General features: G+C 27.7%; 27 protein-coding genes and 7 tRNA genes. 20 read left to right on the plus strand and 14 right to left on the minus strand.

The features are described 5' to 3' along the window. The first annotated feature begins 19 nt into the window (after positions 1-19). The 10 genes from ELQ04_RS02990 to ELQ04_RS03035 all read left to right on the plus strand — a co-directional run bounded on the left by ELQ04_RS02990 (position 20) and on the right by ELQ04_RS03035 (position 5542). Complete coding sequence (locus ELQ04_RS02990; protein WP_002938144.1) at positions 20-805, plus strand: amino acid ABC transporter permease; 786 nt, start codon at positions 20-22, stop codon at positions 803-805. A 61-nt stretch (positions 806-866) separates the two neighbouring features. Beyond that, positions 867-942, plus strand: a tRNA-Lys gene (locus tag ELQ04_RS02995). Between the two features lie 7 nt (positions 943-949). Then, a tRNA-Val gene (locus ELQ04_RS03000) sits at positions 950-1025 on the plus strand. Positions 1026-1076: 51 nt separating this feature from the next. After that, positions 1077-1153: transfer RNA gene (locus ELQ04_RS03005), tRNA-Asp, on the plus strand. A 4-nt stretch (positions 1154-1157) separates the two neighbouring features. Then, positions 1158-1233, plus strand: a tRNA-Lys gene (locus ELQ04_RS03010). A 19-nt stretch (positions 1234-1252) separates the two neighbouring features. Continuing rightward, positions 1253-1328 (plus strand) — tRNA-Arg (locus tag ELQ04_RS03015). Between the two features lie 6 nt (positions 1329-1334). Continuing rightward, a tRNA-Val gene (locus tag ELQ04_RS03020) sits at positions 1335-1410 on the plus strand. A gap of 51 nt (positions 1411-1461) precedes the next feature. After that, positions 1462-1538, plus strand: a tRNA-Asp gene (locus ELQ04_RS03025). A gap of 66 nt (positions 1539-1604) precedes the next feature. Continuing rightward, on the plus strand, positions 1605-1985 hold the full coding sequence (locus tag ELQ04_RS03030) for a hypothetical protein (RefSeq protein ID WP_002853267.1): 381 nt from the start codon (positions 1605-1607) through the stop codon (positions 1983-1985). Between the two features lie 44 nt (positions 1986-2029). After that, positions 2030-5542, plus strand: a complete 3513-nt coding sequence (locus ELQ04_RS03035; RefSeq protein WP_004316920.1) for an acyl-[ACP]--phospholipid O-acyltransferase — start codon at positions 2030-2032, stop codon at positions 5540-5542. 7 nt (positions 5543-5549) lie between these two features. Here ELQ04_RS03035 and ELQ04_RS03040 read toward each other — a convergent pair whose 3' ends face one another. Next, positions 5550-6461, minus strand: coding sequence for an AEC family transporter (locus ELQ04_RS03040; RefSeq protein ID WP_004316921.1), 912 nt, complete (start codon positions 6459-6461; stop codon positions 5550-5552). Between the two features lie 451 nt (positions 6462-6912). Further along, entirely contained in the window at positions 6913-7074 is a 162-nt protein-coding gene (locus ELQ04_RS08675) for a hypothetical protein (RefSeq protein WP_004316922.1), read from the minus strand. 233 nt (positions 7075-7307) lie between these two features. Between ELQ04_RS08675 and ELQ04_RS03045 the strand changes: the two genes are divergently transcribed. The 3 genes from ELQ04_RS03045 to ELQ04_RS03050 all read left to right on the plus strand — a co-directional run bounded on the left by ELQ04_RS03045 (position 7308) and on the right by ELQ04_RS03050 (position 11125). Beyond that, positions 7308-8111, plus strand: coding sequence for a hypothetical protein (locus ELQ04_RS03045; RefSeq protein ID WP_004316923.1), 804 nt, complete (start codon positions 7308-7310; stop codon positions 8109-8111). 445 nt (positions 8112-8556) lie between these two features. After that, a complete protein-coding gene (locus ELQ04_RS08955; protein WP_279586390.1) occupies positions 8557-9015 on the plus strand; it encodes a conjugal transfer protein TraG N-terminal domain-containing protein in 459 nt (152 codons plus the stop codon). Next, positions 8990-11125: a conjugal transfer protein TraG N-terminal domain-containing protein gene (locus tag ELQ04_RS03050; RefSeq protein ID WP_250488271.1), complete on the plus strand. Its 2136-nt coding sequence runs from the start codon at positions 8990-8992 to the stop codon at positions 11123-11125. Before ELQ04_RS08955 ends, ELQ04_RS03050 begins: the two co-directional genes overlap by 26 nt. Before the next feature lie 36 nt (positions 11126-11161). On the opposite strand, the gene ELQ04_RS03055 is transcribed toward ELQ04_RS03050, so the two are convergent. The 5 genes from ELQ04_RS03055 to ELQ04_RS03075 form a co-directional block, all read right to left on the minus strand. Then, positions 11162-11401 (minus strand): hypothetical protein, encoded by a 240-nt coding sequence (locus ELQ04_RS03055; protein WP_002835408.1) that lies wholly within the window; start codon positions 11399-11401, stop codon positions 11162-11164. Positions 11402-11412: 11 nt separating this feature from the next. After that, positions 11413-11694, minus strand: coding sequence for a type II toxin-antitoxin system YafQ family toxin (locus ELQ04_RS03060; protein ID WP_002782140.1), 282 nt, complete (start codon positions 11692-11694; stop codon positions 11413-11415). Then, positions 11681-11908 carry a hypothetical protein gene (locus ELQ04_RS03065; RefSeq protein ID WP_002819580.1) on the minus strand — a complete coding sequence of 76 codons (228 nt, stop codon included), beginning with the start codon at positions 11906-11908 and terminating at the stop codon, positions 11681-11683. The genes ELQ04_RS03060 and ELQ04_RS03065 overlap by 14 nt, the downstream gene beginning before the upstream one ends. A 129-nt stretch (positions 11909-12037) precedes the next feature. After that, a complete protein-coding gene (locus ELQ04_RS03070) occupies positions 12038-12397 on the minus strand; it encodes a type II toxin-antitoxin system HicB family antitoxin (protein WP_002779573.1) in 360 nt (119 codons plus the stop codon). Between the two features lie 3 nt (positions 12398-12400). Beyond that, positions 12401-12628 carry a type II toxin-antitoxin system HicA family toxin gene (locus tag ELQ04_RS03075; RefSeq protein WP_002854037.1) on the minus strand — a complete coding sequence of 76 codons (228 nt, stop codon included), beginning with the start codon at positions 12626-12628 and terminating at the stop codon, positions 12401-12403. 194 nt (positions 12629-12822) lie between these two features. Between ELQ04_RS03075 and ELQ04_RS03080 the strand changes: the two genes are divergently transcribed. Beyond that, positions 12823-13509, plus strand: coding sequence for a Fic family protein (locus tag ELQ04_RS03080; RefSeq protein ID WP_172671906.1), 687 nt, complete (start codon positions 12823-12825; stop codon positions 13507-13509). Between the two features lie 441 nt (positions 13510-13950). On the opposite strand, the gene ELQ04_RS03085 is transcribed toward ELQ04_RS03080, so the two are convergent. The 5 genes from ELQ04_RS03085 to ELQ04_RS03105 form a co-directional block, all read right to left on the minus strand. Beyond that, positions 13951-14502, minus strand: coding sequence for a hypothetical protein (locus tag ELQ04_RS03085; RefSeq protein WP_208359022.1), 552 nt, complete (start codon positions 14500-14502; stop codon positions 13951-13953). A 338-nt stretch (positions 14503-14840) separates the two neighbouring features. Further along, positions 14841-15848, minus strand: coding sequence for a DUF3825 domain-containing protein (locus tag ELQ04_RS03090; protein WP_002938542.1), 1008 nt, complete (start codon positions 15846-15848; stop codon positions 14841-14843). Positions 15849-16955: 1107 nt separating this feature from the next. Beyond that, positions 16956-17348 carry a hypothetical protein gene (locus tag ELQ04_RS03095; protein WP_032595228.1) on the minus strand — a complete coding sequence of 131 codons (393 nt, stop codon included), beginning with the start codon at positions 17346-17348 and terminating at the stop codon, positions 16956-16958. 854 nt (positions 17349-18202) lie between these two features. Further along, the gene (locus tag ELQ04_RS03100) at positions 18203-18394 is read right to left on the minus strand and encodes a hypothetical protein (RefSeq protein ID WP_002779581.1); all 192 of its coding nucleotides are present in this window, start codon (positions 18392-18394) and stop codon (positions 18203-18205) included. Then, complete coding sequence (locus ELQ04_RS03105; RefSeq protein WP_044777829.1) at positions 18387-19844, minus strand: DNA methylase; 1458 nt, start codon at positions 19842-19844, stop codon at positions 18387-18389. The genes ELQ04_RS03100 and ELQ04_RS03105 overlap by 8 nt, the downstream gene beginning before the upstream one ends. Before the next feature lie 1001 nt (positions 19845-20845). On the opposite strand from ELQ04_RS03105, the gene ELQ04_RS08680 reads away from it, so the two are divergent. Genes ELQ04_RS08680 through ELQ04_RS03120 form a run of 4 tightly spaced genes read left to right on the plus strand, consistent with a single transcriptional unit; the run spans position 20846 to position 21966 of the window. Next, positions 20846-21007, plus strand: coding sequence for a hypothetical protein (locus ELQ04_RS08680; protein WP_002834683.1), 162 nt, complete (start codon positions 20846-20848; stop codon positions 21005-21007). Between the two features lie 47 nt (positions 21008-21054). Continuing rightward, positions 21055-21189, plus strand: coding sequence for a helix-turn-helix transcriptional regulator (locus ELQ04_RS03110; protein ID WP_002813602.1), 135 nt, complete (start codon positions 21055-21057; stop codon positions 21187-21189). A gap of 22 nt (positions 21190-21211) precedes the next feature. Next, positions 21212-21514 (plus strand): hypothetical protein, encoded by a 303-nt coding sequence (locus ELQ04_RS03115; RefSeq protein WP_002938895.1) that lies wholly within the window; start codon positions 21212-21214, stop codon positions 21512-21514. Between the two features lie 53 nt (positions 21515-21567). Then, positions 21568-21966: a hypothetical protein gene (locus tag ELQ04_RS03120; RefSeq protein ID WP_243832999.1), complete on the plus strand. Its 399-nt coding sequence runs from the start codon at positions 21568-21570 to the stop codon at positions 21964-21966. Between the two features lie 453 nt (positions 21967-22419). Here ELQ04_RS03120 and ELQ04_RS03125 read toward each other — a convergent pair whose 3' ends face one another. Next, complete coding sequence (locus tag ELQ04_RS03125) at positions 22420-22833, minus strand: hypothetical protein (RefSeq protein WP_002938905.1); 414 nt, start codon at positions 22831-22833, stop codon at positions 22420-22422. Between the two features lie 548 nt (positions 22834-23381). Between ELQ04_RS03125 and ELQ04_RS03130 the strand changes: the two genes are divergently transcribed. Together ELQ04_RS03130 and ELQ04_RS08685 are read left to right on the plus strand one after the other, a co-directional pair. Then, a complete protein-coding gene (locus tag ELQ04_RS03130; protein WP_044777825.1) occupies positions 23382-23696 on the plus strand; it encodes a hypothetical protein in 315 nt (104 codons plus the stop codon). Positions 23697-23707: 11 nt separating this feature from the next. Then, positions 23708-23851: a hypothetical protein gene (locus ELQ04_RS08685; RefSeq protein WP_002807233.1), complete on the plus strand. Its 144-nt coding sequence runs from the start codon at positions 23708-23710 to the stop codon at positions 23849-23851. A 551-nt stretch (positions 23852-24402) separates the two neighbouring features. On the opposite strand, the gene ELQ04_RS03140 is transcribed toward ELQ04_RS08685, so the two are convergent. After that, the gene (locus tag ELQ04_RS03140; RefSeq protein ID WP_002779694.1) at positions 24403-24633 is read right to left on the minus strand and encodes a hypothetical protein; all 231 of its coding nucleotides are present in this window, start codon (positions 24631-24633) and stop codon (positions 24403-24405) included. Positions 24634-24727: the final 94 nt, after the last annotated feature.

Raw genomic sequence — 24727 nt, forward strand, 5'->3', positions numbered from 1 at the left:
GTAATTTTGGAGATTTTTATTGTCTTTGTTTATTCAAAAAAATAAGAATTTTAAACCTTTAAAACCTCTATCAAAGTCAAAAATAATCACCAATTTAATTCTTTTGATTTTATTTTTAATATTGTTTTGTTATTGTAGTTTTAGTATAAGTGCTTATCATTTTGATTTTAGCGTAATTGCGACCTATAAAGAAAAATTTCTTCAAGGTTTTTTAAATACTTTAATAATCAGTTTTTTTTCTTTACTATTGAGTATAATTTTGGGTGGAGTTTTTTGTGCTTTTTCTTTAAGTTCAATTGTTTTTTTAAGATTTTTATCTACATTTTACATAGAGCTTATCAGAGGAACCCCTTTACTAGTGCAGGTATTATTGATATATTATATCATTGCAAATAATTTAGGACTTGATAATCGATATGTGGCTGGAGTTATTATTTTATCATGTTTTTCTGCTGCTTACTTAGCTGAAATATTTAGAGCTGGAATTTTAAGTATTTCTATATCTCAGCTTGAGAGCGCTAGGGCTTTAGGGTTAAAAGAGATACAGGTTTTTGCGTATGTAATTTTTCCCCAAGCTTTAAAAAATATTTTAGCACCGCTGAGTGGACAATTTGCAAATTTAATTAAAGATAGTTCCTTATTAAGTGTTATTGCTGTAAATGAATTAACCCAAAGTGCGCAAGAGATAAATTCTTATACTTTTGCTACTCTTGAAGCTTATGTAATTTTGGCTATTACATATCTTGTTTTGACTTTACCTATAAGTATATTTTCTCGTTGTTTGGAGAGAAAATGCCAAAAATGATTTAAAAAAGCTTGACAAATAGAGTTAATTTTGGCATAATCACATTTTTATTTCAGAAAATGTCTCGTTAGCTCAGCCGGTAGAGCATCTCCCTTTTAAGGAGGGGGCCGTTGGTTCGAATCCAACACGGGACACCATTATAAAGGTCGCTTAGCTCAGTTGGTAGAGCGCCACCCTTACAAGGTGGATGTCATAAGTTCGAGTCTTATAGTGACCACCATTTTATAAAATCATAAATAGGTTTTATAATCTCTACTTCTTTACTTTGGATGCAGCGGTAGTTCAGCTGGTTAGAATGCCGCCCTGTCACGGCGGAGGTCGCGGGTTCGAGCCCCGTCCGCTGCGCCATCTTGTCTCGTTAGCTCAGCCGGTAGAGCATCTCCCTTTTAAGGAGGGGGCCGTTGGTTCGAATCCAACACGGGACACCATTTTTATTGTTAGGGTTATGACCCTTTCGTCTAGTGGCCCAGGACAACACTCTCTCTGTGTGGAAACAGAGGTTCAAATCCTCTAGGGGTCGCCAATCATAGGTCGCTTAGCTCAGTTGGTAGAGCGCCACCCTTACAAGGTGGATGTCATAAGTTCGAGTCTTATAGTGACCACCATTTTATAAAATCATAAATAGGTTTTATAATCTCTACTTCTTTACTTTGGATGCAGCGGTAGTTCAGCTGGTTAGAATGCCGCCCTGTCACGGCGGAGGTCGCGGGTTCGAGCCCCGTCCGCTGCGCCATCTTGCTTGGTAACAATTTTATAAGTATAATTTGCAAAATAATAAAAAATAGAGCTAAGGAAAAAAATGCTTATTATTGGACATAAATTATTAAAAAATTTAGATTTTTCTTTTATTGAAAGTGTTGAAGAAGTTAAAGATAATAAAGTTTATTGTATTGTTTATGATGAAAAATTGATTTCTTATTTAAGTCAAAATGATTTTGAATTTGCTATTTTAGTTCAAAATAAAGACGAGATATTTTTAGCCAATGCTTTAGGAGCTAAGTTTTTGCTTTGTAATGATAAAAAACTTGCAAAATTTGCTAGCAAGGTTGCAGAATTTTATGTTTTTGATAGTAGGGTTTTAATGATTGTTGATAAATTAGAGAATTTTAAAAAATTTTATAAATTAAAAATCGATGGAATTATTTTAAAAGATAATATAGATAATTTTCCTAAAAACTGATAAATTCTTTTATAAAATAAGTGCTAATTGACGAGGTTTAAATAATGCAAAAAAAATCTTTTTTGAAAATTTACGGATTAATTCCTTTTTTAATTATAGCATTCATCAATGCTTTTGTAGATTTAGGGCATAAAATTATTATTCAAAATACTATTTATAAAGCTTATGAAGGAAGTGAGCAGTTATTTTTAAATGCTATAGTTAATGCTTTGATTTTACTTCCTTTTATTCTTATGCTTTCTCCTTCTGGTTTTTTAGCGGATAAATATCCAAAAAATATTGTAATGAAAATTTCAGCAATTTTTAATGTTATACTCACTTTAATAATTTGCATTTGTTACTATAGCGGTGCTTTTTGGATGGCTTTTATTTTTACTTTTATAATGGGAGTACAAGCAGCGATTTATTCGCCGAGTAAATATGGTTTTATTAAAGAACTCGTAGGAAAAGACTTTCTTGCTATGGGTAATGGTGTAATTAATGCAGTAAGCATTGTGGCAATCTTAGCAGGAATGGCTTTGTTTTCTTTAAGTTTTGAAAGTCTTTATAGTTCTACATATAATCAAACAGATGAAATTTTAAAAGAAGTAGCGCCTTTAGGAATTGTGCTAATTTTATTTTCTTGTATCGAAGTATTTTTTGCGTGGCGTTTACCTAGGCTTAAACAAACAAATAAAAATTTAGTTTTTAATAAAAAAGACTATATTCGTGGAAAACTTTTAATAAATAATCTTAAGCTTGTTTTTAAAAATAAAACTATTTGGCTTTGCATAATTGGAATTTCATTTTTTTGGGCTATATCTCAACTTTATCTTGTCAGCTTTCCTGTCTTTGCCAAAAATGAACTTTTCATAGAAAATACTTTTTATGTGCAATTTTCACTCGCTTTTTCTGGTATGGGAGTGATTTTAGGCTCTTTAGTAGCTGGTAAATTTTCAAAAAATTATATAGAACTTGGACTTATTCCACTTGGTGCATTGGGTATGTTTTTAATGGCTTTTTTAATGCCTTATTTTATAAGTTTATTAAGTTATAGTTTTTTATTTTTCTTTTTTGGATTTTGCGGAGCTCTTTTTATCATTCCTTTAAATACTTTAATCCAATTTCATGCCAAAGAAAATGAATTAGGACAAATTCTTGCAGGAAATAATTTTTTTCAAAATATTGCTATGTTGGGATTTTTGCACTTGGCAACTTTATTTGCAAAATTTGAAATCAATGTGATTTATTTGTTTTATTTTATTGCTTTGGTAACTTTTATAGGAAGTTTTTACATACTTTTAAAACTTCCCTTTTCTTTAGTACGCATACTTTTAAGCATAGCTTTTTTGCAACGATACCGCTTACTTGTAGAAGGTTTTGAAAATATACCAGAAAAAGGCGGAGCTTTGCTTTTGGGTAATCATATTTCTTTTATTGATTGGGCTGTTGTACAAATGGCAATTCCAAGAAAAATTTATTTTGTTATGGAAAGAAGCATTTATTCTAAATGGTATATTAAAATTTTTCTTGATAAATTTGGTATTATTCCTGTATCAAGTACAGGGAGTAAGACGAGTTTAGAACTGATAGCAAAGCATATTAAAGAAGGTGATTTAGTTTGCTTATTTCCTGAAGGTACACTTTCGCGACATGGACAATTAAATGAATTTAAAGCAGGATTTGAATTAGCTTGTGAATGTTTAAGTGAAGATGATGGAAAAATTATTCCTTTTTATATAAGAGGGCTTTGGGGTAGCGCTTTTTCAAGGAGTGATGAAGAATTTTCGGCAAGAAACCGCACTTTAAATAAAAGAAAAATTGCTATAGCTTTTGGTAAAGCTATGCCTTTGCATTCTAAAAAAGATGAAGTTAAAGCTAAAGTTTTTGAACTTTCTTTTATGGCTTGGAAATCACAATGCGAAGCTATGCATACTATAGCAAGAGCTTGGATAGATACAGCTAAAAAAAATCTAAATCAAATAGCTATTATCGATACATTAGCTGGAGATATTTCTTATAGAAAAATGTTGACTCTTAGCTTATTTCTTAGTTTTTTTATTAAAAGAAAATCCAAAGAATTAAACATTAACCCTCAGCGTGGAAGTTACGCCCCTAAAGAGGAAGCTATAGGAATTTTACTACCTGCTTCTTTTGCAAGTTCTTTAACCAATCTATCTGTTTTAATCGCAGAAAAAATTGCAGTAAATCTTAATTTTACTGCTGGAGAAAAAGCTTTAAAAGCAGCTATAAAAAATGCGCAAATTTCACAAATTTATACTTCTAAAACTTTTTTAGAAAAATTATCAAATAAAGGTATAAACCTAAATTTCGATACAAATATACATTTAATTTATTTTGAAGATATTGTAGAAGATTTTAAAATGCAAAAAACTAAAATTTTTAGCATGATGTTAGCAGTTAGTATTATGCCTAGTTTTATACTTAAAAGTATCTTTACCCCTTCAAAAAACAATCTTGCCATCGCAGCTATTTTATTTAGCAGTGGAAGCGAAGGTTCTCCAAAAGGTGTTATGCTAAATAACCGTAATATTTTAAGCAATATAGCACAAATTTCTGATGTGCTTTGTACAAGAAATAATGATGTCATTCTCTCATCTTTGCCACCTTTTCATGCTTTTGGACTTACAGTAACTACGTTTTTGCCTTTGCTTGAAGGTATTAAAAGTATCACTTTTGCAGATCCAACTGATGCCTTAGGGGTTGCCAAAGCTGTTGCTAAAAATAATGTCACTATTATGTGTGGAACTTCAACCTTTTTAGGAGTTTATGCAAGAAATAAAAAGCTTGATGCTTTAATGTTTGAAAGTTTAAGAATAGTTGTATCAGGTGCTGAAAAACTAAAAAATGAAGTAAGAATTGCTTTTGAAATGAAGTTTAAAAAAAGCATTTTTGAAGGTTATGGGGCTACGGAAACCACACCTGTAGCGAGTGTAAATTTACCGAATCGTTTTGATGCAGATTATTGGCTTATACATCGTGCCAATAAAGAAGGAAGCGTAGGAATGCCTCTACCTGGAACTGCAGTGCGTATTGTTGATCCAAATAATTATGAAAATTTAAAAGCAAATGAAGATGGACTCATACTTATAGGCGGTCATCAAGTTATGGTAGGTTATCTTAATGACAAAGAAAAAACCGATGAAGTTATTAAAGAAATTGATGGTATAAGATGGTATAACACGGGAGACAAGGGACATTTGGATGAAGATGGTTTTTTATATATTGTCGATCGTTATTCTCGCTTTGCAAAAATTGGCGGAGAGATGATTTCTTTGGGTGCAATAGAAGAAGAAATTGCTAAATTTATAGACACTGAAGTGGTTAAATTTTGTGCCACATCTTTAGAAGATGAGAAAAAAGGGGAACAAATTGTTTTACTCATAGAATGTAATAATGAAATTTTTGAAGGAGTATGTGAGGCTATAAAAAATTCTAATATACCTACACTTTTTAAACCTAGATATTATTTTCAAATAGAAAAAATTCCCCTCCTAGGTTCAGGAAAAGTTGATCTTAAAAAAGTTAAAGAATTAGCTAAAAATTTAGCCATATAATTTGAGCTTATAGTAAAGCCCAAATCAAAATTGGCATAGAAACAAAAGCAAAAAGAACTCCAAAGGCTACAGCACTCACGGCTAAATTGCTATCTAGTTTAGCTTTCATTACCATAGCTCCTGCTAAGGTCATAGTAGGAGTTGCGCTTTCTATAATAGCAACGATGGTAGAATCTTTTAATTCTAAATTAAATATTTTTAAACAAAATACAAAAAATAAAGGAGCTAAAATCATTTTAGCAAAGATGACAACTATTGTAGGTTTGTAAGAGGTTTTAATTGCCATAAAACCAAGTCCTAAACCTATGGCAAAAAGTGCAACAGGGGTTGCAGAAGCACCAAATAAACGAATAGGAGAGAAAATAAATTCAGGTAAAGTAATCAATTTACACAAAAAACCAAAAAGCAAAGCTAAAAAAGGTGGAAAGCTAAGAATTTTTTTAACATTAGCAAGCAAACTGACTTTTTCTCCATTTCCCAAAGAAAGTATAAAAGGTCCAAAAAGTGATATAGGTAAAGTTGTGGCTAAAGCATCGTAAAATATAACTTCAGCGCTAAATTGTGGGTCATTAAATACACCAGCAACAATAGGCATACCCACAAATATAGTATTTCCAAAACAAGAAAGCAAAAACATACTGACTAAAGTTACTTTAGAAAAGTGAAAAACTTTTCCAATAAGAATAGCAAAAAAAGCTGCCAATATACAACTAAATAATCCAATAAAAATAAAAATAATCAATGAAAAATCAAAATTTAAATGATATGCTTTATCGAAAATCAAACAAGGTAAAGCAAAAATAATAGCAAAATCTAAAAAAGTCCTAGCTTGTTTTTGCTTTAAAACGCCAATTCTTTTGGCAAAATATCCGCCTGCAAGTAAAATAAAAATTGTAAATAATGGTATAAAAACAAACATTGAATAATCCTTTTTAAGGGATGGTTTTTGAAAACGGATAGAATTATATTCTTTATACTTAAAAAAAATCTTAATATTTTTTAAGTTTTTTAAAAAAAACTAATATTTTTTATTTTTTGTAACTTTAAGAAATTGTAAGTTGAAATTTGATTTTAAATAGTTAGTATTTTAAGTTGAATGATTATAATTTTAAATAATGGTGCGGTTAGCGAGATTTGAATAATGCTAATAAAAACACTACTATACAATATTTATAAATAGTATAAAAATAAAAAATTAGGATAAAAGTTAGGGAAATTATAAACATTATGTTTATTCCTGTTTTTTAATATTTTTTACCATTGTATTTAAAAGTGTCTATTAAAAAGTTGATTGAATATATACCGCTCCCACTAAAAGAAGCGAGAGCATAGGCGAGTGATTGATTGTTATATATTGTTTGAACTGGAGTTTAATTTTTTTCAATTTCTTCAAGATTGTACAATGGTTTTCTTATATTTGTACTAATTTTATATTCCTTAATATATCCTGATTTAACCCAATTTCCAATTGTTAGGATATTTACATTAAGCATCTTTGCTATTTCTTCTCTATTGTAATATTTTTTAACCATTTTTATTCTCCTTTAGGGTGAGTTCTTTCATTTTCTGAAAAACTAGAATGGTATTATAAAAGACATAAGCTTGATAAACTTCTTGACCCAAGAATTCCTGCTATTTATAGATATAATTTTCCGCAAGAACTTCGAGCTAAAATACTAGCTTATGCTAAAGAGCATAATATAAAAGAGTAATTTAATCAAAATAAAAAAATATTTAAAGTAAAATAAAAACAAAAGGAAAAACAATGCAAAAAATACTTCAAATCGATTTAGAAAAAAGAAAAGCTTTAGAGAATTTCAAAAATCTAGCTTTATTAGGATTAGGTGGAACAATGCTTTTAAATTTAAAAGAACAAGCTTTGGATTTTAGTCAAGAATTAACTTATATAAATACTTATGATAAGTATTTAAATTTAAAGCTTGATTCTTTTTATATCCCTTCTACACTTTTATCTTTGCTTCAATTAACTAAGAAAAGCAAAGAAGCTTTTTATATCAATGTTTTAATCAATAGCGATACACATTATAAAAATCCTTTATTACAATATGCTATTACCCAAAAACAAGAACAAGAAAATATCGTTTATGCTTTAAAAAATAATGAAAATCTTAATGCTTCTTTTGCAAATCTTAATGCTTTAAAATTAGCCTTAGAAGAAAAGAATTTTTATCTTAATTTTATAGATTTAAACAGCAAAGAAAGTCTTTTAAGTTTTTATAATCAAATAATAAGCAATAATCATTTTAGAAATTATTTTTATATAAAAAATAATCAATTTTTTATTAAAAAAGATATAAAAAATAAAATTTTATTTCATAGTATTCACTCTTCTTCTATTATAAGTAATTATCTTAGATTGTTAAATGATTTTAATACTTTAAGCAAGATAGAACTCATAAATATATTAGAAAGTTTAAGTTTATACAATCTTTCAACTTTAATGCAAACTATGCAAAATATACAATCAAAAAATGAATATAACTCAAAAGACTTTGATAAAGATAGTATCTTTTTATCTAATATGATTATGAATGTGAGATTGAAGTAAAAAGATAGTAGATTTGGTAAATTTAAATCTTGTTAAGTTTATTATTTAGTTCAAATAAAAAATATAAAAAAATATAGAAATTCAATAGAAGAAGAGAAGCTTAGTTAAAAGTTTGTTTGGTAAGCCAAAGGAAAATTATAGCTCCCCTTTAAAAAAGGGGAAATCAAGTGTTAATAACACTTGACTATAATTATACAAAGTAGTATAATTATTACTATAATTTTATTGGACAATTTAATTACCGCCTTTCTAGGTTATGATTAATGCCAAAGGTAGCCGCCTTTGGCATCTACCTTTTATAATTATACCAAACAAACTCTTTAACTTCTTTAATATAGCCCATGAAAAGATTTTACTTGTTATTCTTTAGCACTTTGTTTTTTGCACCTTCATTTTTATTTGGTGCAACTGAAATCTAATTTATACTTGGGGTTATGGCGATGTGATGAATGAAATCATGCAAGCTGTTAAAGGAATAACCACTGAAACAGGTTATATCGTTAATGCAGTCTTAGCTATTTCATTGTTACTTTTTAGTATTAAAAAAGCAATGGATGGACAAACAAGTCCTGTGTTTGAACTTGGAAAAATGTTTGTACTTTTTGCTGTAGTGTGGGTCATGTTTTTAAAAGCACTAAATGACAATAATCACCGCTTCATGATTCACGATGAAGTCACTAGCAAAGATTATGTCATTTCTCAAATTCCTATAGGCATAGGAAAAAGCTTTGCATTGATGACGCAATTTGAGAAGGTTATCCTAGAAGCTATGGAAAAACATTTTTCAACTCCACAATCTACAAATTTTTCTAACGCAGGTTTAGGTTTTTCACTTCAAGTGATGAGTACTTTACCAAGTGTAAAGCTTTCGGCTATTGATGCAACTTTACAAAAAAAATATTGATTTTTATTTTAGAAACTGCGTTTCAGTAGGTATCTTGCTTAATCAACAAGGTAGAAATCTTTTTCAAAACTCTGATAATTTAATGCAAGATCTTTTCACAAACATAGGCAATGGCTCTCAGCTTACTCCTTTGTTTACAAATAACAATAATGTTGAAGAACAAAGTGTTGCGCCTTGTTCTGATGCAGGTCCTCAAATCGTTGAAATGATTCAAAAAGATACAGATGAAGCTATGAAGATTCATGCTGCTTTGCTTGGTATGGTAGATGATATGACAAATTATGAGAAAAAGTTCTTAGGCGCTGCACAAATCTATAATGAACAAGCTGTAAGTGCTAGATCTTATTTGCAACAATCCATGGTAATGCTTGCTTCTCAAGATGCAATCATTAATACCGCTAAATCAGTAGGATTAAATCCTGCTTCTGTGGCTGCAAATACTGCTTATGCGGATCAGCAATTTTATGCAAGTATGCAAGCACAAGGACACTTGGCGCAAACTTATTTGCCTTTAGCTAAAGCTTATTTAACAGCCATTATCATAGGTTTGTCTTGGCTTGTTGCTTTGCTTTCTATTGTGTTTGGCTCTTACGCACATATTAAGATGTTTTTTACTCTATGTATTTGGATAGTGCTTTGGACTCCTATTCTTTGTATTATTAACTATCTAAATGATTATAATCTTATGAAAGTTGCGCAAGTAATAACAGGTGGAAAAGCAGCTTTAAGCTTAGGAGATAATATGCTTATCTTTAAAGAAGTAGCAAGTAGATCAAATTTCATGAATTATCTTGTAATGAGTACTCCTGTTTTAGCTTATGCCATAGCTAAAGCAAGTGAGCAAGGATTTGTAACTTTTGCTTCTGGATTATCTCAAGCTCTAACAGGTGCTTCAAGAGCAGCAGGAAGTTTTGCAAATCAGCAAGCTCTATCTACACAAACAAGTATAGCCGCTCCTAGAGGAGATGAAGTTTGGGCTATGGGTGCAGGTTATAATACTCTTCAATCTTCGTTTGGTGTAGGTGGTAGAAGTTTTATGGGAACAAGAGATATGCAACATGGTGGTGAATTAGTTAAAGATAATATGACAGGAAGTTCCGCTGTAATCAATGCTAATGGTTCTATAGGTAATGCTTCTATTAAAGGATTAAATGCGGGTATGACTGCAAGCAATTTAGAAACTAGACAACACGCTCTAAGTGATGCGATTCAAAATTCTAACCTATCTCAAAGAGCTTTAGAAGTTGCTAGCGGAAAAGGAGATAGCTTAGCCTTATCAGAAAACGATAGAAGTGCTATTACCAATGCAACGCAACATGCTTTAGCTAATGCTTATTCTAAAGCAACAGGTGTGGATGTAAAACAAGCTTATCAAGATATGATGAGTGGAAAAATTGGCGGTGGTATTGGCTTTAGCAAAGAAATAAAAGGAGTTAAAATAAATGTTGATGCAGGAGGTAGTGCATCTACAAATTCAATAGAATCTGAAGCTTGGTATCAAAATCTAAGCAAAGATCAAAAAGAAACATTCCAAAAATCATTCAATGAAAGTATTTCTAATGAAATTGGTAAAAATAGAGATGCAAATTCTTCATTTAATAACCTTCTTAAAACAGGAAATGTTACAAATTCTGCTAGCATCAAAAGTTCTATGGATAGCTATAATGAAGCTAAAACACTTAATAATTCAGTGGGTTATGATGGTGGAGCTTCTATCGTTCAAGGTTATATCAATGAAAATTATGGTGGCGTAGTTAATAAAGAAAATGTGGCTTCTGCTGTGAATGCTGTTGAAAATATGGCTGCAAGGGGAGATATGCAAGGATTATCACACTATGCAGGAGTAAACTCTAATGTCAATTCAAATGGATTACACGATCAATCAAAACATAATTATTATGATCCAAAAGGCGTTATGACTGATCACAATAAAGCCATAGATGATTTAAATTCAAGATATCAAGGTTTCTTAAAAACAAGAAATGCTCCTACTAAAATTGAATCAGAAGGAATAGCATTTGAGGTGCAAGAAGCAGCAGGTGCAACTGAGAAAAAAGCAGGAACTGCTATTAAAGAAAGAAATGAAAAAATCAATGATACTTATAAATAATAATGCACTGAGTCTAGTTTTAACTAGGCTTAGTATTTATACATATCCTAAAATATCTTTTTTTATAAAACTATAATCATCTTTATCTAATTCATCTAATGGGCGATTAACAACTCTAACATTCTCTTTTAAAAACTTCTTGATTTTCAATAATGTATTTTTAGGATACAATTTGCTTAACCTATCTCTGATTAGATATAAAAGACAACAAGTTATTAAAACACTAACGATAGATGCAAATACTGCTAAATAAATAATTAAGTGCGCTTTATCCATCTTTATTCCTTTCAATATTTTTTAAATAACTTACTATGACTACCTAGTTTTAAAATATTTAGCTCTAACTCATTATTATGTTTTTGATAAATTAATAACAAGTTAGACTTTATATGACATTCTCTAAAATCTTTTAATACACCTTTTAATTGATGATCTTTATATTTAGGTTCTAAATTCTCATCATTAGAAAGTTTTACAATAACTTCATCAGTTATTTTACGCTCTTCATCGCTTATTTTTTTGTAAGCTTTTATAAAATCTTTATGGTAATAAATTTTATATTTTGCCATTTTGATAAGCTTTCACAAAGTCTTGATGCGAATTAAAGCTTAATGCAGTATTGACTTTTTTTTCTTTATCAAGTTCTTTGCTTGCATTTAATATCTTACTTTCAAAACTACTCAACTTAGGCTTAGAAATTTTACATTTGGCATTTATGCTTTTTGCTAAACCCTTGAATGCAGGTAAAAAATCTTCATTAACATTTTCAATAATAAGAGTCATAAGCAACTCCTTTCTCAATTTATATAACATAATTATACCATTTTTAATAATTTTTGCAAGTATTTTTGCTATAAAATACCTATTTTTTAGGGGTTTGAAACGGATTTTTTTATTTAACTATGTCAATTTTTAAGTGCTTATTTTATAAGACTTTATAGCACTATTTGCAAGATCGGCTAAGAATTTGCTTCTATTATCGCTTATTGTATCTATTGCCTCTACTAAGCTTTTAGGCAAGGTAATATTAATTCTAATTTTTGCTTCATTATCAATAGGTTCTTTAATATAATCACCTTTTTCAAGCATAACTTCTAATGCTCCTTTAAATGCTTCTTTGAGATCTTTTAAGGCTTCTATTTCATTTTCACCATCTCCCATAATATAAGGGAAATCTTTATATCTTGCAAAATATCCTCCACCATCTTTTTCATCAAGTTTTTTTATAATAATTTCATAAGGTAGATTAAGATAGTAATCTAAGTCTTTCATCATTCATTCTCCTGTTATAGCTTTTAAAACCATTTTGACATATATAGCCTTTATAGGGCGTTTAAATGGAATAGTAATAAGATCACATTCTTCTTTTCTGAATTGATAATGTGAACCGCCTTTATTAAAACATTCATAACCTTCGCTTTCTAATAAAATCTTAAGCGTTTCAAAGCGCACATTGTTAGGATTATTTTTTAAATCTTTAATAATTTTATCTTTTTTACTCACTATAATATCCTTATGAGTATGTATTATACACACTTTTTATTAAGCATCACTTATAAACCGAACGCAATTCTTTTAATAAAGTTTAGATATAATCTCACAAAACGCTTACTATGTCGTTTCATAGTTAAGCCTTTAGGGTTATTTCCGCCAAGAGTTAAAACTCAAGGCGGATTTTTATGAAGGAAAGATTTAAAATGAGAAATTTAACTTTAGAAGAAAATATATTTTTAGCAAAAAGAAACCTTGTAGATATTATTTGGAAATCCGCGAATTTAGAAGGTGTAAATGTTACTTTTCCTGAAACTCAAATGATTATAGATGGCTTTAGTGTTCCTGATAAAACAATACAAGATTTAACAATAATTTTAAATCTCAAAAGAGCTTGGAATTATTTGTTTGATACCATTAATGAAAAAGTTAGTTTGAGTTTGATACAGGACTTTAATAGGATTGTAGGCAGAGATTTGGTTCATAAATCAGGATTTTTAAGAACAGCTGATGTTAAAATAAGTGGAACAAATTTTAAACCAAAATTACCTATTGATTATGAGGTTAGTGAAAATATAGAAACAATTTTAAAAAATGAAAATAAAAAAGAAGTAGCATTGGATTTGATGTTATATCTTATGAGAAGTCAATTATTTTTTGATGGAAATAAAAGAACTTCAATGCTAATTGCTAATAAAATTTTAATTGAAAATGGATTCGGTATTTTGGCAATTGCTAAGAATGATATGAATGAGTTTTTTACCCATCTTGTTAAATTCTATGAAACAAACAATAATTATGAAATAAAACAATTTTGTAAAGAAAATTGTATTGAAACAATGGTTTTTCATAATGATGAAGAAAAAACAAATTATAGGAAAGAATTGAGATAACACTCAAATTTTCATATAAAACATTAAAACTTATTCATTTAAAAATACTATAATTAAAGCGTATTAAGCATGGCTACTCTTTCGGTTATAAGAAGGAGACATGATGAGTAGTCATTGATTTTTTAGTTCTTGTCTTAGAATTAATTAACGAGATAATCAAGCTTGTTGATTATCTTACTTAAAAAAACCGTTGAAAATTCTATAAAAACCACACTTAGTCTAAGCTTAATACAATTGTAACAAAAAACACTTAACCGAAAGAGGCGTGGCTTTCGGCTATTTGTTCTTGCAAAGTCTTTATCGTTAATATGTTCTATTATAAAACTTCTATAAAAATTTCTTTATTTTTTAGTTCCTCATAAACTAAATTGACAATTTTTTTATTGTATGATATAATTTAAAATCATTATAAGGGCGGATCGAGATCGCCCATCTTAAATACTATTTTAAGTAGCTATTCAAATCTTTTTCAAAACTCTCTATTAAATCACTTAAAAAAGTATTGATTTTATTTGGCATAACGCCTATAAAGGTATTATGTGATTTTGTGGTGATTCTAGGAGCTAAAGCCTTTTGATTTGTTATTTTTGTTTTATATAAATTTTCCCAGTGAAAACTTCTATTTCTGATTGTGAGTAAAAGGTTAAGAACAGTATTTGCTTTTTCTATATTGCTAAAACTATTTTTATATTTTTTATTATTTACATAGTGAAAGTAATATTCTTTGTTGTGTGCATAATATTTTTTATTATTTACATAGTGAAAGTAATATTCTTTGTTGTGTGCATAATATTTTTTAAAATTTATATTAGAAGAATTAATTATTTTTGCCTCTAAGTGTTCTAGCTTAATTATAAATATTACATCTCCTAAAGAAATTCTTGAAATGAGTTGATTGTTATCTAATATTTCTTTGTTTTGCAATTTAATTATTTTTTGTTTGATGTTTTCTTCGTTATAATTTCTTAACCATTCTAAATCTTTTTCTTTCATATGTTTATCTAGTAAATTTCTTAATACTAGTTCAAGTATTGCTATTTTTGTTGTTATGCTTGCAATCATTTTTAAATTATCAAAATGTTCGTAAATATTATTATAAGATTCTAATCTTTCTTTAGAAAACAAATATTCAAGATCGGTCTGTTCTGTTGGCATGAATTTCTCTAATATTGGATTAATATTCTTAAATCATATCAAATTTTTACAAAAAATATTATTATTCACACTTGTAAGTACTTTTTTCAAGCTTTCTTTCCATTTCTTTTTTTGGAAATAAAATTATATGGTAAAATGACTTATCTCAAAAGCCTATTTTACCAATGTTTTCACTTTCAAATGGTGTTTTTTACCCATTCAGATTCAACTATCGAAAGAACTCTTGCGGTTTTGTAAATATTATCTTGCGGATTTAGTATAGTTCTCACAGCGTAATACTGTTCGTTTTTAACTTCCTCTTTTTCAACTACAACTATCGTATCAACTGATTCTTCTTGAAGTTTCAAAGGAATGTATAAAACTACCCTTTGCTTATAAGCTGCAGGAATAATCATCTTTTGAAGATTATAATTATCTTTGATGATTTTCAATTCACCATTAATAATGTGTCCTATGAACCTATCATTTAGTTTTTTCACAATTTCAGGTAATCGCTCTTTTCTCTCAAAAAGATGCAAATGATTTACCCTAAAATCCAATTTACTGTCAAAAATGATTTCATTTTTGAATGTATCATAATCGCTTAAAGATTTAGGTATTTCTAAATCATCTAAAACTCTATCTCCATTAGAACAAAATTTTCTAAAAACATATCCTCCGTTTTCTTGAATTTCAAAGTATGCAAATATTGGAAAAACACCTGTACTATACAAACCTGTATTGAAACATGCCTTTGTTTTGTCTTTATTATAAGTAATAATATCAGGATAGCTTTTATTTTCATAAATGAACTCAAAATATTTAAATAGATAAGAAAATAAAATATTATTTCCGTTTCCCCAAAATTCTTTTTGAGCTATATTAGAAAGCTCTTGGAGTGTATTTAGAAAATTTGGAAAATAGGCAAATTGAAACAACAAAGGTTTCTCTTCAACTTTGTTTTGAATTTGATCACGATTTGAAGTCTTGTTTCTTGTGGTAGCTTTTTTAACATAAACTAAAGAAGGTTCGTTTTCATCTTTTTCAAGATCAAAACCTGCTTCTATTAATGCCTTACTACAATTGATTTTTAAATCATATTTTCTTTTCAAATATTGACTGATATGTCCTGTAGTAACATGGTCAAATTTAGTCTTACTATCTTCATAGGCTTCTAAAATTAATTTTTCTATGTTTCTTTCCACGCTAAAAACCTAATTGTCCTTTCTTATAATCTTCTAAACCTTTCAATAGTCCAAAAAGTATGTCAGAATCAACCGCTCCTTCAATAGGAGTGCCTATTACTTTTCCTGTTGGAGTTAAAATATAAGTTGTTGCGAGTTAATTACAAATCAACTAAATAAAATACATATATTACAAGTTGTTTTCAAGCAATATGTAATTTTATTTCAATATGTGATACACATTAATACAACTTTACTTCAAGTATAGTTTATGTTTATGTAAATTTTTATTTCAACTTAACTACACTTTTACTACAACATAACTACAACTTGAATTCAACTTTATTACAATTATTTTCAACTTAACTACAATTTGAGTTCAACTTTATTACACTTTCACTACACTTTAACTACAAAAATGTGAAAATTTGCATGTTTTTTGAAGTAAAAGTGTAGTTAATATGTAGTTAATGTTATTTTTACTACAACTTGAGTGCAACTTTATTACAACTTAACTACAAAAAAGAGTTTGTTTAAAATACTATTTCATAGGGTTTTTAATATTAATTTAATTTTTATTGTTGAAAAAAATATACTAAAAAGTGTAATAAAAAAATAAAATATCAATATTTAGGGCTTATTATGCTAAAATCCTTATTTTTAGGCTCTTTTGCTTTTTTTGAAAAAAATGTAAAAAGTTGAGCCAATGGGCATAATGCAATAATATAGCCTAAATATAGGCGTTTAAATCTTATTGTTGTAGGCAAATTATGCTAATGTTTTACCGACATTTTGCGATTTGTAAAAAGCTTTTAAAATATCTATTTTGTAGGTTTTTAAGCATTATTGATAATCGAGATTTTCTTCATGGCGTGTATTTTTGATTGTGCTTGATTTATAGCGATAATATGAGATCAAGGGCTTATTTTAGAAGTTCTTGCGAATTTTCAAAAATGCTTTGCAGTTTTGAAATGGGCTGTGGTTTTTGTTTTGTGTTGCGATTTTTGTAGGTTTTTTTGTGTTTTTTTGATTGCAAGTGGGTATCTTGAATGGATATAGGGTTTAAAATGACAGAATTAGCCTTTAAAAGGCTAAAATGATTTTTTTAATGTTTTTATCGTTTTAGGGTTATTTTTTTGATTTTTGGGCGTTTTTTGAAAGAATATCGATTAGTGTTTCAAAATCTTGGATTTCTGATTTGGTGATTTTGAATTTGTCTTTGAGTGTTAGAAACTGATAGGCTGAAACTATATCAAGCTTTGGGTATTTGGCTTGTAAATCGATAATGCTCTCATGGTTTTTAACTCTTTTTAGTTTGGCAATAAAAGTGTTTTTTGTTTTTTTGATATAAGCCATAACAGCAGGTGTCATTTTGCTTTTGTTTTCTTCGGTTTTGCCATAGATTGAGAGTATGAATGCTAGACAGCTAGTTATATTGATAAATAATTTATCGTTTTTCTCTTTGTGGATTATTTTGTTTAGGTATATTTTGGTAAACCAAGTTTCTATGGCTTTGTGCATTTTGTTTTTTTCGCTTGGGCGTGTATTAGTTTTGACATAAGTTTTCTCCTATGGTTTTAGTGCTTTATGAAATTATACCGTATTTTTATTTAACTTGGGTATGAAATGAGTATTTTTATATATCAGGGAAAGTTTATGCTAGAAATATGTTTAAAAAATGGCAAAGATAGGGAGTAAATGAGAAAGAATGAGGTGATAAAGGGTGAGAAGAATACTTTTCTAATTTAGGGTTAGGGTAGGTATAAAAATGGCAATATATTTACGAAGTTAATGTATGGTAGGTACAAAAATTTTTTGGGTGCAATATTTCAAAAAAGACAAATCGCAATAAGTTATGCTATAAAGTCCCTAAAAATAGGCATTCTTTGCTTTAGGGTAGGTATAAAAATGCCATTACTAAAGGCTAGACTTTTTAATGCTTAATTAAAACTATTTTTTGTCTTTTCGTGGGTTTGGATTTGGAGTATTTTTTAATTGAAAAATTTACAAAAATTTTAGAGTAAAGATAGGTAAAAAAAATAAAAATAAAAATAAAAAATGATAGATAAAAAAACAAAAAAAATAAATCAAAATAAATATAGTTTTGCTGTAATTTTCTCTTTGAATTTTTACTCGTGAAAAGTACAAGATAATTTTTTGTTTTTTTAAATCATTTAAAAAACAATATTTTTTATATGAAAATTCACAGAAAAAAAAGATAAAATTTTAATACTAATTTTAATTAATTTTATTTTAAGTCTAAAATATATAGAGATAAAAGTGGTATAAAAAATACACTATTTAAAAAATACTTATTTTTTTACTTGTTTTTAATTGATTTTTATATCTAAAATATTTTTCTCATAAAAACATGATTACTCGTTTATATAGATAGACTTTTCAAGCTTTCTTTCCATTTCTTTTTTCTTTTTTTCAATTGCTTCATCAAATCCTTTAAGCACTGAAAATGGAGCAAACTGTGCCGCTCTTTTTTCTAATGGCATAAGAGGATATTTTGTAGATTTTTTGTATTTAATATTAATAATATCATCGTGGTTATTAGGCATTGTGTCCTCCTATTTGCGAATTAATTTTTAAGCCATTTTCAAGACTCGAGGCTTTAAAAATAGATTTTTTTCCATATTTGTGAACAATCGCGAGTCTAGCTTTTTGTAATTTCTCTTCTTTTATAAAATTTTTATTTTCCTTCTGTTCTATGTCGGCAAAAAGACTGGGTTCTTTAATTTTTTTTATCGTGTCATTTTTTACAACATTATTAAGAGTAAGACTTATTTTTCTAATTAAAAAATCAGCATTAACTATTAAATCAAACAATTCTAAACCTTTATTGCAAATAGTTTCCAAGGAAGAGCTGTGGTAATCCAAATTGATTGTTGAATGTGCATTTTTTGGAATAGATCTTCCATAGGAATCTTTGCTCATTGGACCATTGTAGCTTTGTACCTTTTCTAAGCTTTCTTTATCATATTGTACATCTAAAACGATTTGATTGCATGTTAAATTTTGCTCAATTAGCTCAAGAACCATATGATCGACGATTTCTTTAAGCATATTTCTAGCTTTTTTAAAACTATAAGGCTTAGGCAAAACCTTAGCCATTACCTTAGAGATATGTTTGCTTTTATATTCTTTAATAGCTTGCATTGTACAGCTTTCAAATCCCCAAGCGTGATCGATTAATAACTCAGCATTTACTCCAAAAATTTGATAAAGTTTATCCTCGTTATTAAGAGAGTATCTTGCTAAATCTCCCATATTGTTAATGCCTATGCTTTTTAGTTTTATTGCATATCCTTTGCCTATACGCCAAAAATCATTTATGGGCGTGTGTTGCCATAATTTTCTTCTATAAAGCATTTCATCCAAATACCCTATGCAAAGTCCATCTTTATTAGTATTTTGTTTTTTGGCTAATATATCCATTGCAATTTTTGCTAAGTAAAGATTTGTTCCTATTCCCGCAGTTGCTGTTATTTGAGTTGTTTTTAAAATTTCAAATAATATGTTTTCAATGAGTTTGTCAGCAGATAGCTTATAATGTTTGATATAAGGAGTTAAATCAATAAATACTTTATCAATGGAGTAAATATGAATGTCTTTTGGATCAAAATACTTTAAATAAATACTGTAGATTTTAGAACTATAGTCTATATATGTTGACATCCTAGGTTTTGCGACAATGTAATCAAGCTCTAAATTGGGATTATTTATTAGTTCAAGATGATTGTATGATTTTGCACTGAAATATTTAGCAATTTTTAAGCGCTCGTAATTGATTGTTTTTACTTTTTGTATTAGTTCAAATAGTCTTAATCTGCCTGATATATTATAAGATCTTAATGCGGGAGATACCGCAAGACATATTGTTTTTTCAGTTCTACTTTCATCCGCAACTACAAGATTGGTATTTAGAGGATCTAATTTTCTTAAAATGCATTCAACAGAAGCATAAAATGACTTAAGATCTATAGCTGCATATTTTTGCGTATTATCCATATTTTCACATTAGTATATAATAATTATTTTTTAATTGTATAAAAAGAATTTTAATAGACTAAGATTGTTAATTTTTAGTTCTTGTTTTGGAATTAATCAATAAAACAATCAAGCTTGTAGATTTTTTCATCTAAAAATTTTATCAAAAACCATGCCTTGTTTAAAATTACATAGTATTAAAAGAGGTTATTCAATATTATGCTTTTATATATTTAAATCGAGCAAGCAAAGTATACGAAAAGATTTATATCAAGTTTAATTTTAAATGATAAAATTTAAGCTGAAATAATGATAAAGTTTTTTGAAAATGCTGATTGTAATAAAAAGTTACATTAATATAGGCAAATGAAATTTTCTGCTATTTTTTTTAATAATAATTGCTATTGATAAAATAAAAATCTGCCTTATTTTATACATGGAAAAATCTCAAAATTTTTATCACTCCTTTCATTTTTCGCTATTTAAAAAAATGGAACTGTTATAATAAGGATCTTGCTTTTTATATAAATCATAAACCAAAATACCAATAAATTAAAAAAAGAAAGAGAAAATTAGTTGAAAAACAAATCGAGAATTAATTTTTAAAAAGGCAGGAGAAACAATGAAAAAAACTTAGAAAAATATAGAAAAGAAATATTTAAAGATAAAACTTCTGCTTGCAGCATTACATAGCATTATGTCAAAAGATATAAAGGAAATAAAATGAACGAAGTGCAATTTGACAGCTGGAACGAACGAAAAAAGAGCTTAAACAAAGTAAAATTAATCAGAAAAGTTAGTGTAAAAAAAGATTTATTGGCTTAGCATTGGTTTAAATATCGGTGCTGAAGTTTAAGGTAAAAATGAGTTTTTTACGCGTCCTGTTTTGGTAATAAATAGTTTTTATAATGGTACATTTTTAGGCGCACCTTTAAGTTCTAAGACTAAAAACAAAAAAAGGCTTTTTATTTCACAAATTTAAGGATAATAAAGGCGCTTTACAAGTTGCACTTTTAGGACAAATGAGAGTTTTTGATACTAAAAGGATAAAAACTTACATAGGAAAAATCAATGACAAAGATTTTGAAATGATTAAAAATAAAATAGTAGAAAATATAATAAGCCCTGCACTAAGACAGGGAAATTCAAAAAATGAGCCAAATCCTTTCATTTCTGAAAAGTAATGAAAAAATTATTACTAAAAAATATTAATCTAAAATAAAGGATTAGCATGACAGAAGAGAAAGAAAATATTATTAAAGAAGTGTGTAAAGAGTTAAACATTACTCAAACTGAATTAGGAAGACAATTAGATGTCTCTGCTTCTACAATAAATACTTGGGCTAGTGGTAAAATTCCAACTTAGTGGATTATATTCTTCTGAAGAAATGGGTGTTGGAGTTACTGAAAGTAGCAATATTATTATCGATATTGAAGCTTACCAAAACAATACTCAGGAAAACAAAAAGAAAGTTGATTTCTCACAAAACTTTTCACAATCAAACGCTACAACTTTTAGCGAAGATGAAAGACAAGTTTTGTTATCTTTGGGACTCGAAGTGAAAAATGAAGATGGTTATTATTGGATTGTAGGAAATACCTATGGTTTAAATGAAAAAATCAAGCAATTAGGTTATAGATTTCACCCTGAGAAAAAAACATGGTGGAAACAAATTGGAAATGTAGCCTAAGAACGCACATGAAAATATGTTATAATTTAGGAGTTAGTATGCAAGGATATGCCATGAAAAAAGAAATTACACTCAATGAGAGCTTTAAAGCATTATTGGAAAGTATTTTTTCAGATACTGATCAAGCTAAAAAGCTCATTCAAGCTTTTGAAGAATTTGCTAATGGTAGAGCAACAACGCAAAGGCTTAATTTTGAGAATTTAAAGCAAGAAGCCATTGAGCAAATAAGAAATGAGTTGGTTAGCAAGGATTTATTCCAATCTGAGACTAAAGGACTTGAAGCCGAAATCAAACGAATGGAAAGTTCCTTACAAAGTGAAATCAAACTATCAATAAGTTCATTAAAACAACAAGGAATCTATTGGCTTATAGGAGCTTGTGTTGTTAGCATTGCCACTATAATTTCAAGTGTTTGGGCAATAATGGACTTTATGGTAGAACACTTAAAATAATACTCTCGCACTAGAAACAATCTAGTGCTAACTTAACCCTAAGGTGGGATATTTTATCCCTTGACTTTTAGTATTTTTTTGTTATAAGATAAGAAGAAAAAAGAAGGATTTTTTCAAAAAAAAATAGTAATATTTACAAAAATACCTACAAAAGCAATCTTAAGATTCATGGAATCTATTGGCATAGGATTGTTTGTAAATAGTCTTTATGGTTTACAAACAGGCGATAGTCGAGCTTTTATTATCCTCATCGAAAGTTTGCTAATTTTACGATAGTTGCATTATCATCAATCTTTCTTAAAGATTGAACTTTTTTTGAAAAAAGGAGAAAAAAATGGATGGTTATAATATAGCTATTTTAATTGGTGCTATCACTCTCGTTTTTGGCACATTGGTTTTAGTAGCTCATTATCTCAATGATAAACACACTAACGAAAGTGAAAACTAAAAACCTTATTGTCTTAGAAATGATTTAAAGATAGACAAAATTAAATCAAAAATTGTAGGCTGTAAAATAAACATTAAAGCAGCAAGAATAATTACATATGTTCTAACTTCTCTTTTAAAGCTATCTAGTTTGTTTTCAAGCTTATCAAGTTTAGCACATACTGAATATTCAAGCTTATCAAGTTTAGCACCTACTGAATCTTCAAGCTTATCAAATCTAGTATTCAAAAGATCTATAGTTGGTAATTTAGAAATGGCTTCTTTAAATTCTCTAAAAGATTTGTCTTTTATTTCTTGAGAATTTATTTGGCTTTCTTTAGCAAATTCGTTAAGAGCTTTAATGAAATTTTCTTCAGTTTGATCTTTAAAATAGATAGAAAATAAAGCTTTTACACCTTCTGAAATATAATAATTTTTCATATTTATACAACCTTTTTTTAATTATAACATAGCAAATTTAAAAATGCAGTTTTTATAAAAATAAATAGAAATTTGTTTTGATTATATTTTACTCAATATTTTTTATTACATCTATGGTTAGTGAATATAATTAATAATTTTTATAAGGGTGTTTTCTGCTTCTTTGTTTTTATTCTTCTTTTTAAAAGCTACATCACAACACTTTATACTCTAAGCTTTTTAAAAGTACTCAAATAAGATTATCATAATAAATAATAAAAAATCAATTTCTTATTATTTTCATTTTATTTTTTTCTTTTTTATTATAATTTATATGTTAAAATAACATATTACAAAGGAAACAATATGGATTTATCTCATTCATTAGGACAATATATTATTTTAGCTTTTGCAATAGCCGTAGCCATATTTGTTACATTTTATGACTTTGATAAAAAAGATCATCAACATAATATAAAAAAATAATATCCTTAATATTTATAAAAATTAAAAAAGATTTTAAGTCATTCTAAAAATAAAAATTTATACTATTTTTTAAAGGATTTGCTATGCAAAAAAATATACAAGATTATATTATTGATGTTCATTCTTGCGATCCCCATTCATCAAATGCTTATAAACAAGATTTATTCGATGTTTTAAATGAAGATTTTACCAAAGAATATGAATTCATAGATAGTCCTACTTCAGATGACATGGTGAAATGCAAACAAAGCGATGAAGTTTTTAAAGTGTTTTATAAAAAAGATGATAAAATAAGATTGCTTAGAGTTAGTAATATGCAAGCTTTAAATCGTTTTGATAAACTTAAAGGTGCAATGACAAAAATAATTTTAGATAGTGGTTTTAAACCTGATAAATAAAAAGGATTAATATGTGTAAAGATCAAGAATATATAGAGCAAAGAAAGGTTTTATGGGAAAAAAGTTTTGAAGCCTTTAAAGATGATAAAGTGTATCAAAAAGAACAGCTTGAACTTGCAGAAGCAGGAATTAATGATGGCTTAGAGGAGGATTAATTATATAATTAGCCATATATTTATATTAGTTTTTTTAAAAAACCGTTTTTACTATTCTTTAATCTTTTATATTGTATTTTGATTGTCTTATTTATGTAATTTTATATATAAAAAAAGTTTTTTCCAATTTTACAACAAAATCCTTTATGGTATAATAAAAATAAAAATTATATAAGAAAGGATACAAATGGCTATAAAAATTGAAATTAGCGGATTTGATAAGGATTTTTTACCTGTTTTTGAGAGTTTAGCTAAAAGCTTATCTCAAAAGCCTATTTTATCAATGTTTTTTCTTATTTTTTGAGCAAAAACTTACGCATACCCTTTTTTCATTTTTTGTTTCTTTAACCTCTCAAAAAAATTTGTGCCTCATTAAAACTTGGAAATACATTATTTTTTCTTCCTGTGCAACTTTTAAAACACACATTTCCGTAAACTCTCTCAACAATATATTCCTCAAATAGAGTTGCAATAATTTCTATGCTATAATAGCGAATGTTTCCTTTCTCAGTTATTCTGTGCAACAAAACATTATTCGTAAAAAAACCTAATTAAAAATTATTTATTTTATTCAAAAAATCATTTTTAAACATTTTTTCTATAGCAAGCTTAATCATTTGATTAATTTTCTCATTTTCTTTATTTGTATTAGAAATTTCATCTTTGTAAGTAGGAATCATCATTTCTATCATTTTTAATGTTTTTTCATCAAATAATACTCTTTTTGGAATTAATATTTCATTTTTTTGAATATTTTCATTATTTATTGTATTTTTTTCCATTTTTATCCTTTATTTGTTAAAATATATAAATTATACCATAATTTTAATAAAAAATTGTATAAATAGACAAATAATGCAAAAATATAAATATTTT

The sequence above is a fragment of the Campylobacter sp. CH278 genome (genome assembly GCF_004378845.1).
GTDB lineage: Bacteria > Campylobacterota > Campylobacteria > Campylobacterales > Campylobacteraceae > Campylobacter_D > Campylobacter_D jejuni.

Coding starts and splice junctions, on each gene's coding strand:
- ELQ04_RS03030 (WP_002853267.1), top strand. CDS start 1,605: ATGCTTATTATTGGACATAAATTATTAAAAAATTTAGATTTTTCTTTT.
- ELQ04_RS03035 (WP_004316920.1), top strand. CDS start 2,030: ATGCAAAAAAAATCTTTTTTGAAAATTTACGGATTAATTCCTTTTTTA.
- ELQ04_RS03040 (WP_004316921.1), bottom strand. CDS start 6,461: ATGTTTGTTTTTATACCATTATTTACAATTTTTATTTTACTTGCAGGC.
- ELQ04_RS08675 (WP_004316922.1), bottom strand. CDS start 7,074: ATGGTTAAAAAATATTACAATAGAGAAGAAATAGCAAAGATGCTTAAT.
- ELQ04_RS03045 (WP_004316923.1), top strand. CDS start 7,308: ATGCAAAAAATACTTCAAATCGATTTAGAAAAAAGAAAAGCTTTAGAG.
- ELQ04_RS08955 (WP_279586390.1), top strand. CDS start 8,557: ATGAATGAAATCATGCAAGCTGTTAAAGGAATAACCACTGAAACAGGT.
- ELQ04_RS03050 (WP_250488271.1), top strand. CDS start 8,990: ATGCAACTTTACAAAAAAAATATTGATTTTTATTTTAGAAACTGCGTT.
- ELQ04_RS03055 (WP_002835408.1), bottom strand. CDS start 11,401: ATGGATAAAGCGCACTTAATTATTTATTTAGCAGTATTTGCATCTATC.
- ELQ04_RS03060 (WP_002782140.1), bottom strand. CDS start 11,694: ATGGCAAAATATAAAATTTATTACCATAAAGATTTTATAAAAGCTTAC.
- ELQ04_RS03065 (WP_002819580.1), bottom strand. CDS start 11,908: ATGACTCTTATTATTGAAAATGTTAATGAAGATTTTTTACCTGCATTC.
- ELQ04_RS03070 (WP_002779573.1), bottom strand. CDS start 12,397: ATGAAAGACTTAGATTACTATCTTAATCTACCTTATGAAATTATTATA.
- ELQ04_RS03080 (WP_172671906.1), top strand. CDS start 12,823: ATGAGAAATTTAACTTTAGAAGAAAATATATTTTTAGCAAAAAGAAAC.
- ELQ04_RS03085 (WP_208359022.1), bottom strand. CDS start 14,502: ATGAAAGAAAAAGATTTAGAATGGTTAAGAAATTATAACGAAGAAAAC.
- ELQ04_RS03095 (WP_032595228.1), bottom strand. CDS start 17,348: ATGCACAAAGCCATAGAAACTTGGTTTACCAAAATATACCTAAACAAA.
- ELQ04_RS03100 (WP_002779581.1), bottom strand. CDS start 18,394: ATGCCTAATAACCACGATGATATTATTAATATTAAATACAAAAAATCT.
- ELQ04_RS03105 (WP_044777829.1), bottom strand. CDS start 19,844: ATGGATAATACGCAAAAATATGCAGCTATAGATCTTAAGTCATTTTAT.
- ELQ04_RS08680 (WP_002834683.1), top strand. CDS start 20,846: ATGAGAGTTTTTGATACTAAAAGGATAAAAACTTACATAGGAAAAATC.
- ELQ04_RS03110 (WP_002813602.1), top strand. CDS start 21,055: ATGACAGAAGAGAAAGAAAATATTATTAAAGAAGTGTGTAAAGAGTTA.
- ELQ04_RS03115 (WP_002938895.1), top strand. CDS start 21,212: ATGGGTGTTGGAGTTACTGAAAGTAGCAATATTATTATCGATATTGAA.
- ELQ04_RS03120 (WP_243832999.1), top strand. CDS start 21,568: ATGAAAAAAGAAATTACACTCAATGAGAGCTTTAAAGCATTATTGGAA.
- ELQ04_RS03125 (WP_002938905.1), bottom strand. CDS start 22,833: ATGAAAAATTATTATATTTCAGAAGGTGTAAAAGCTTTATTTTCTATC.
- ELQ04_RS03130 (WP_044777825.1), top strand. CDS start 23,382: ATGCAAAAAAATATACAAGATTATATTATTGATGTTCATTCTTGCGAT.
- ELQ04_RS08685 (WP_002807233.1), top strand. CDS start 23,708: ATGTGTAAAGATCAAGAATATATAGAGCAAAGAAAGGTTTTATGGGAA.
- ELQ04_RS03140 (WP_002779694.1), bottom strand. CDS start 24,633: ATGGAAAAAAATACAATAAATAATGAAAATATTCAAAAAAATGAAATA.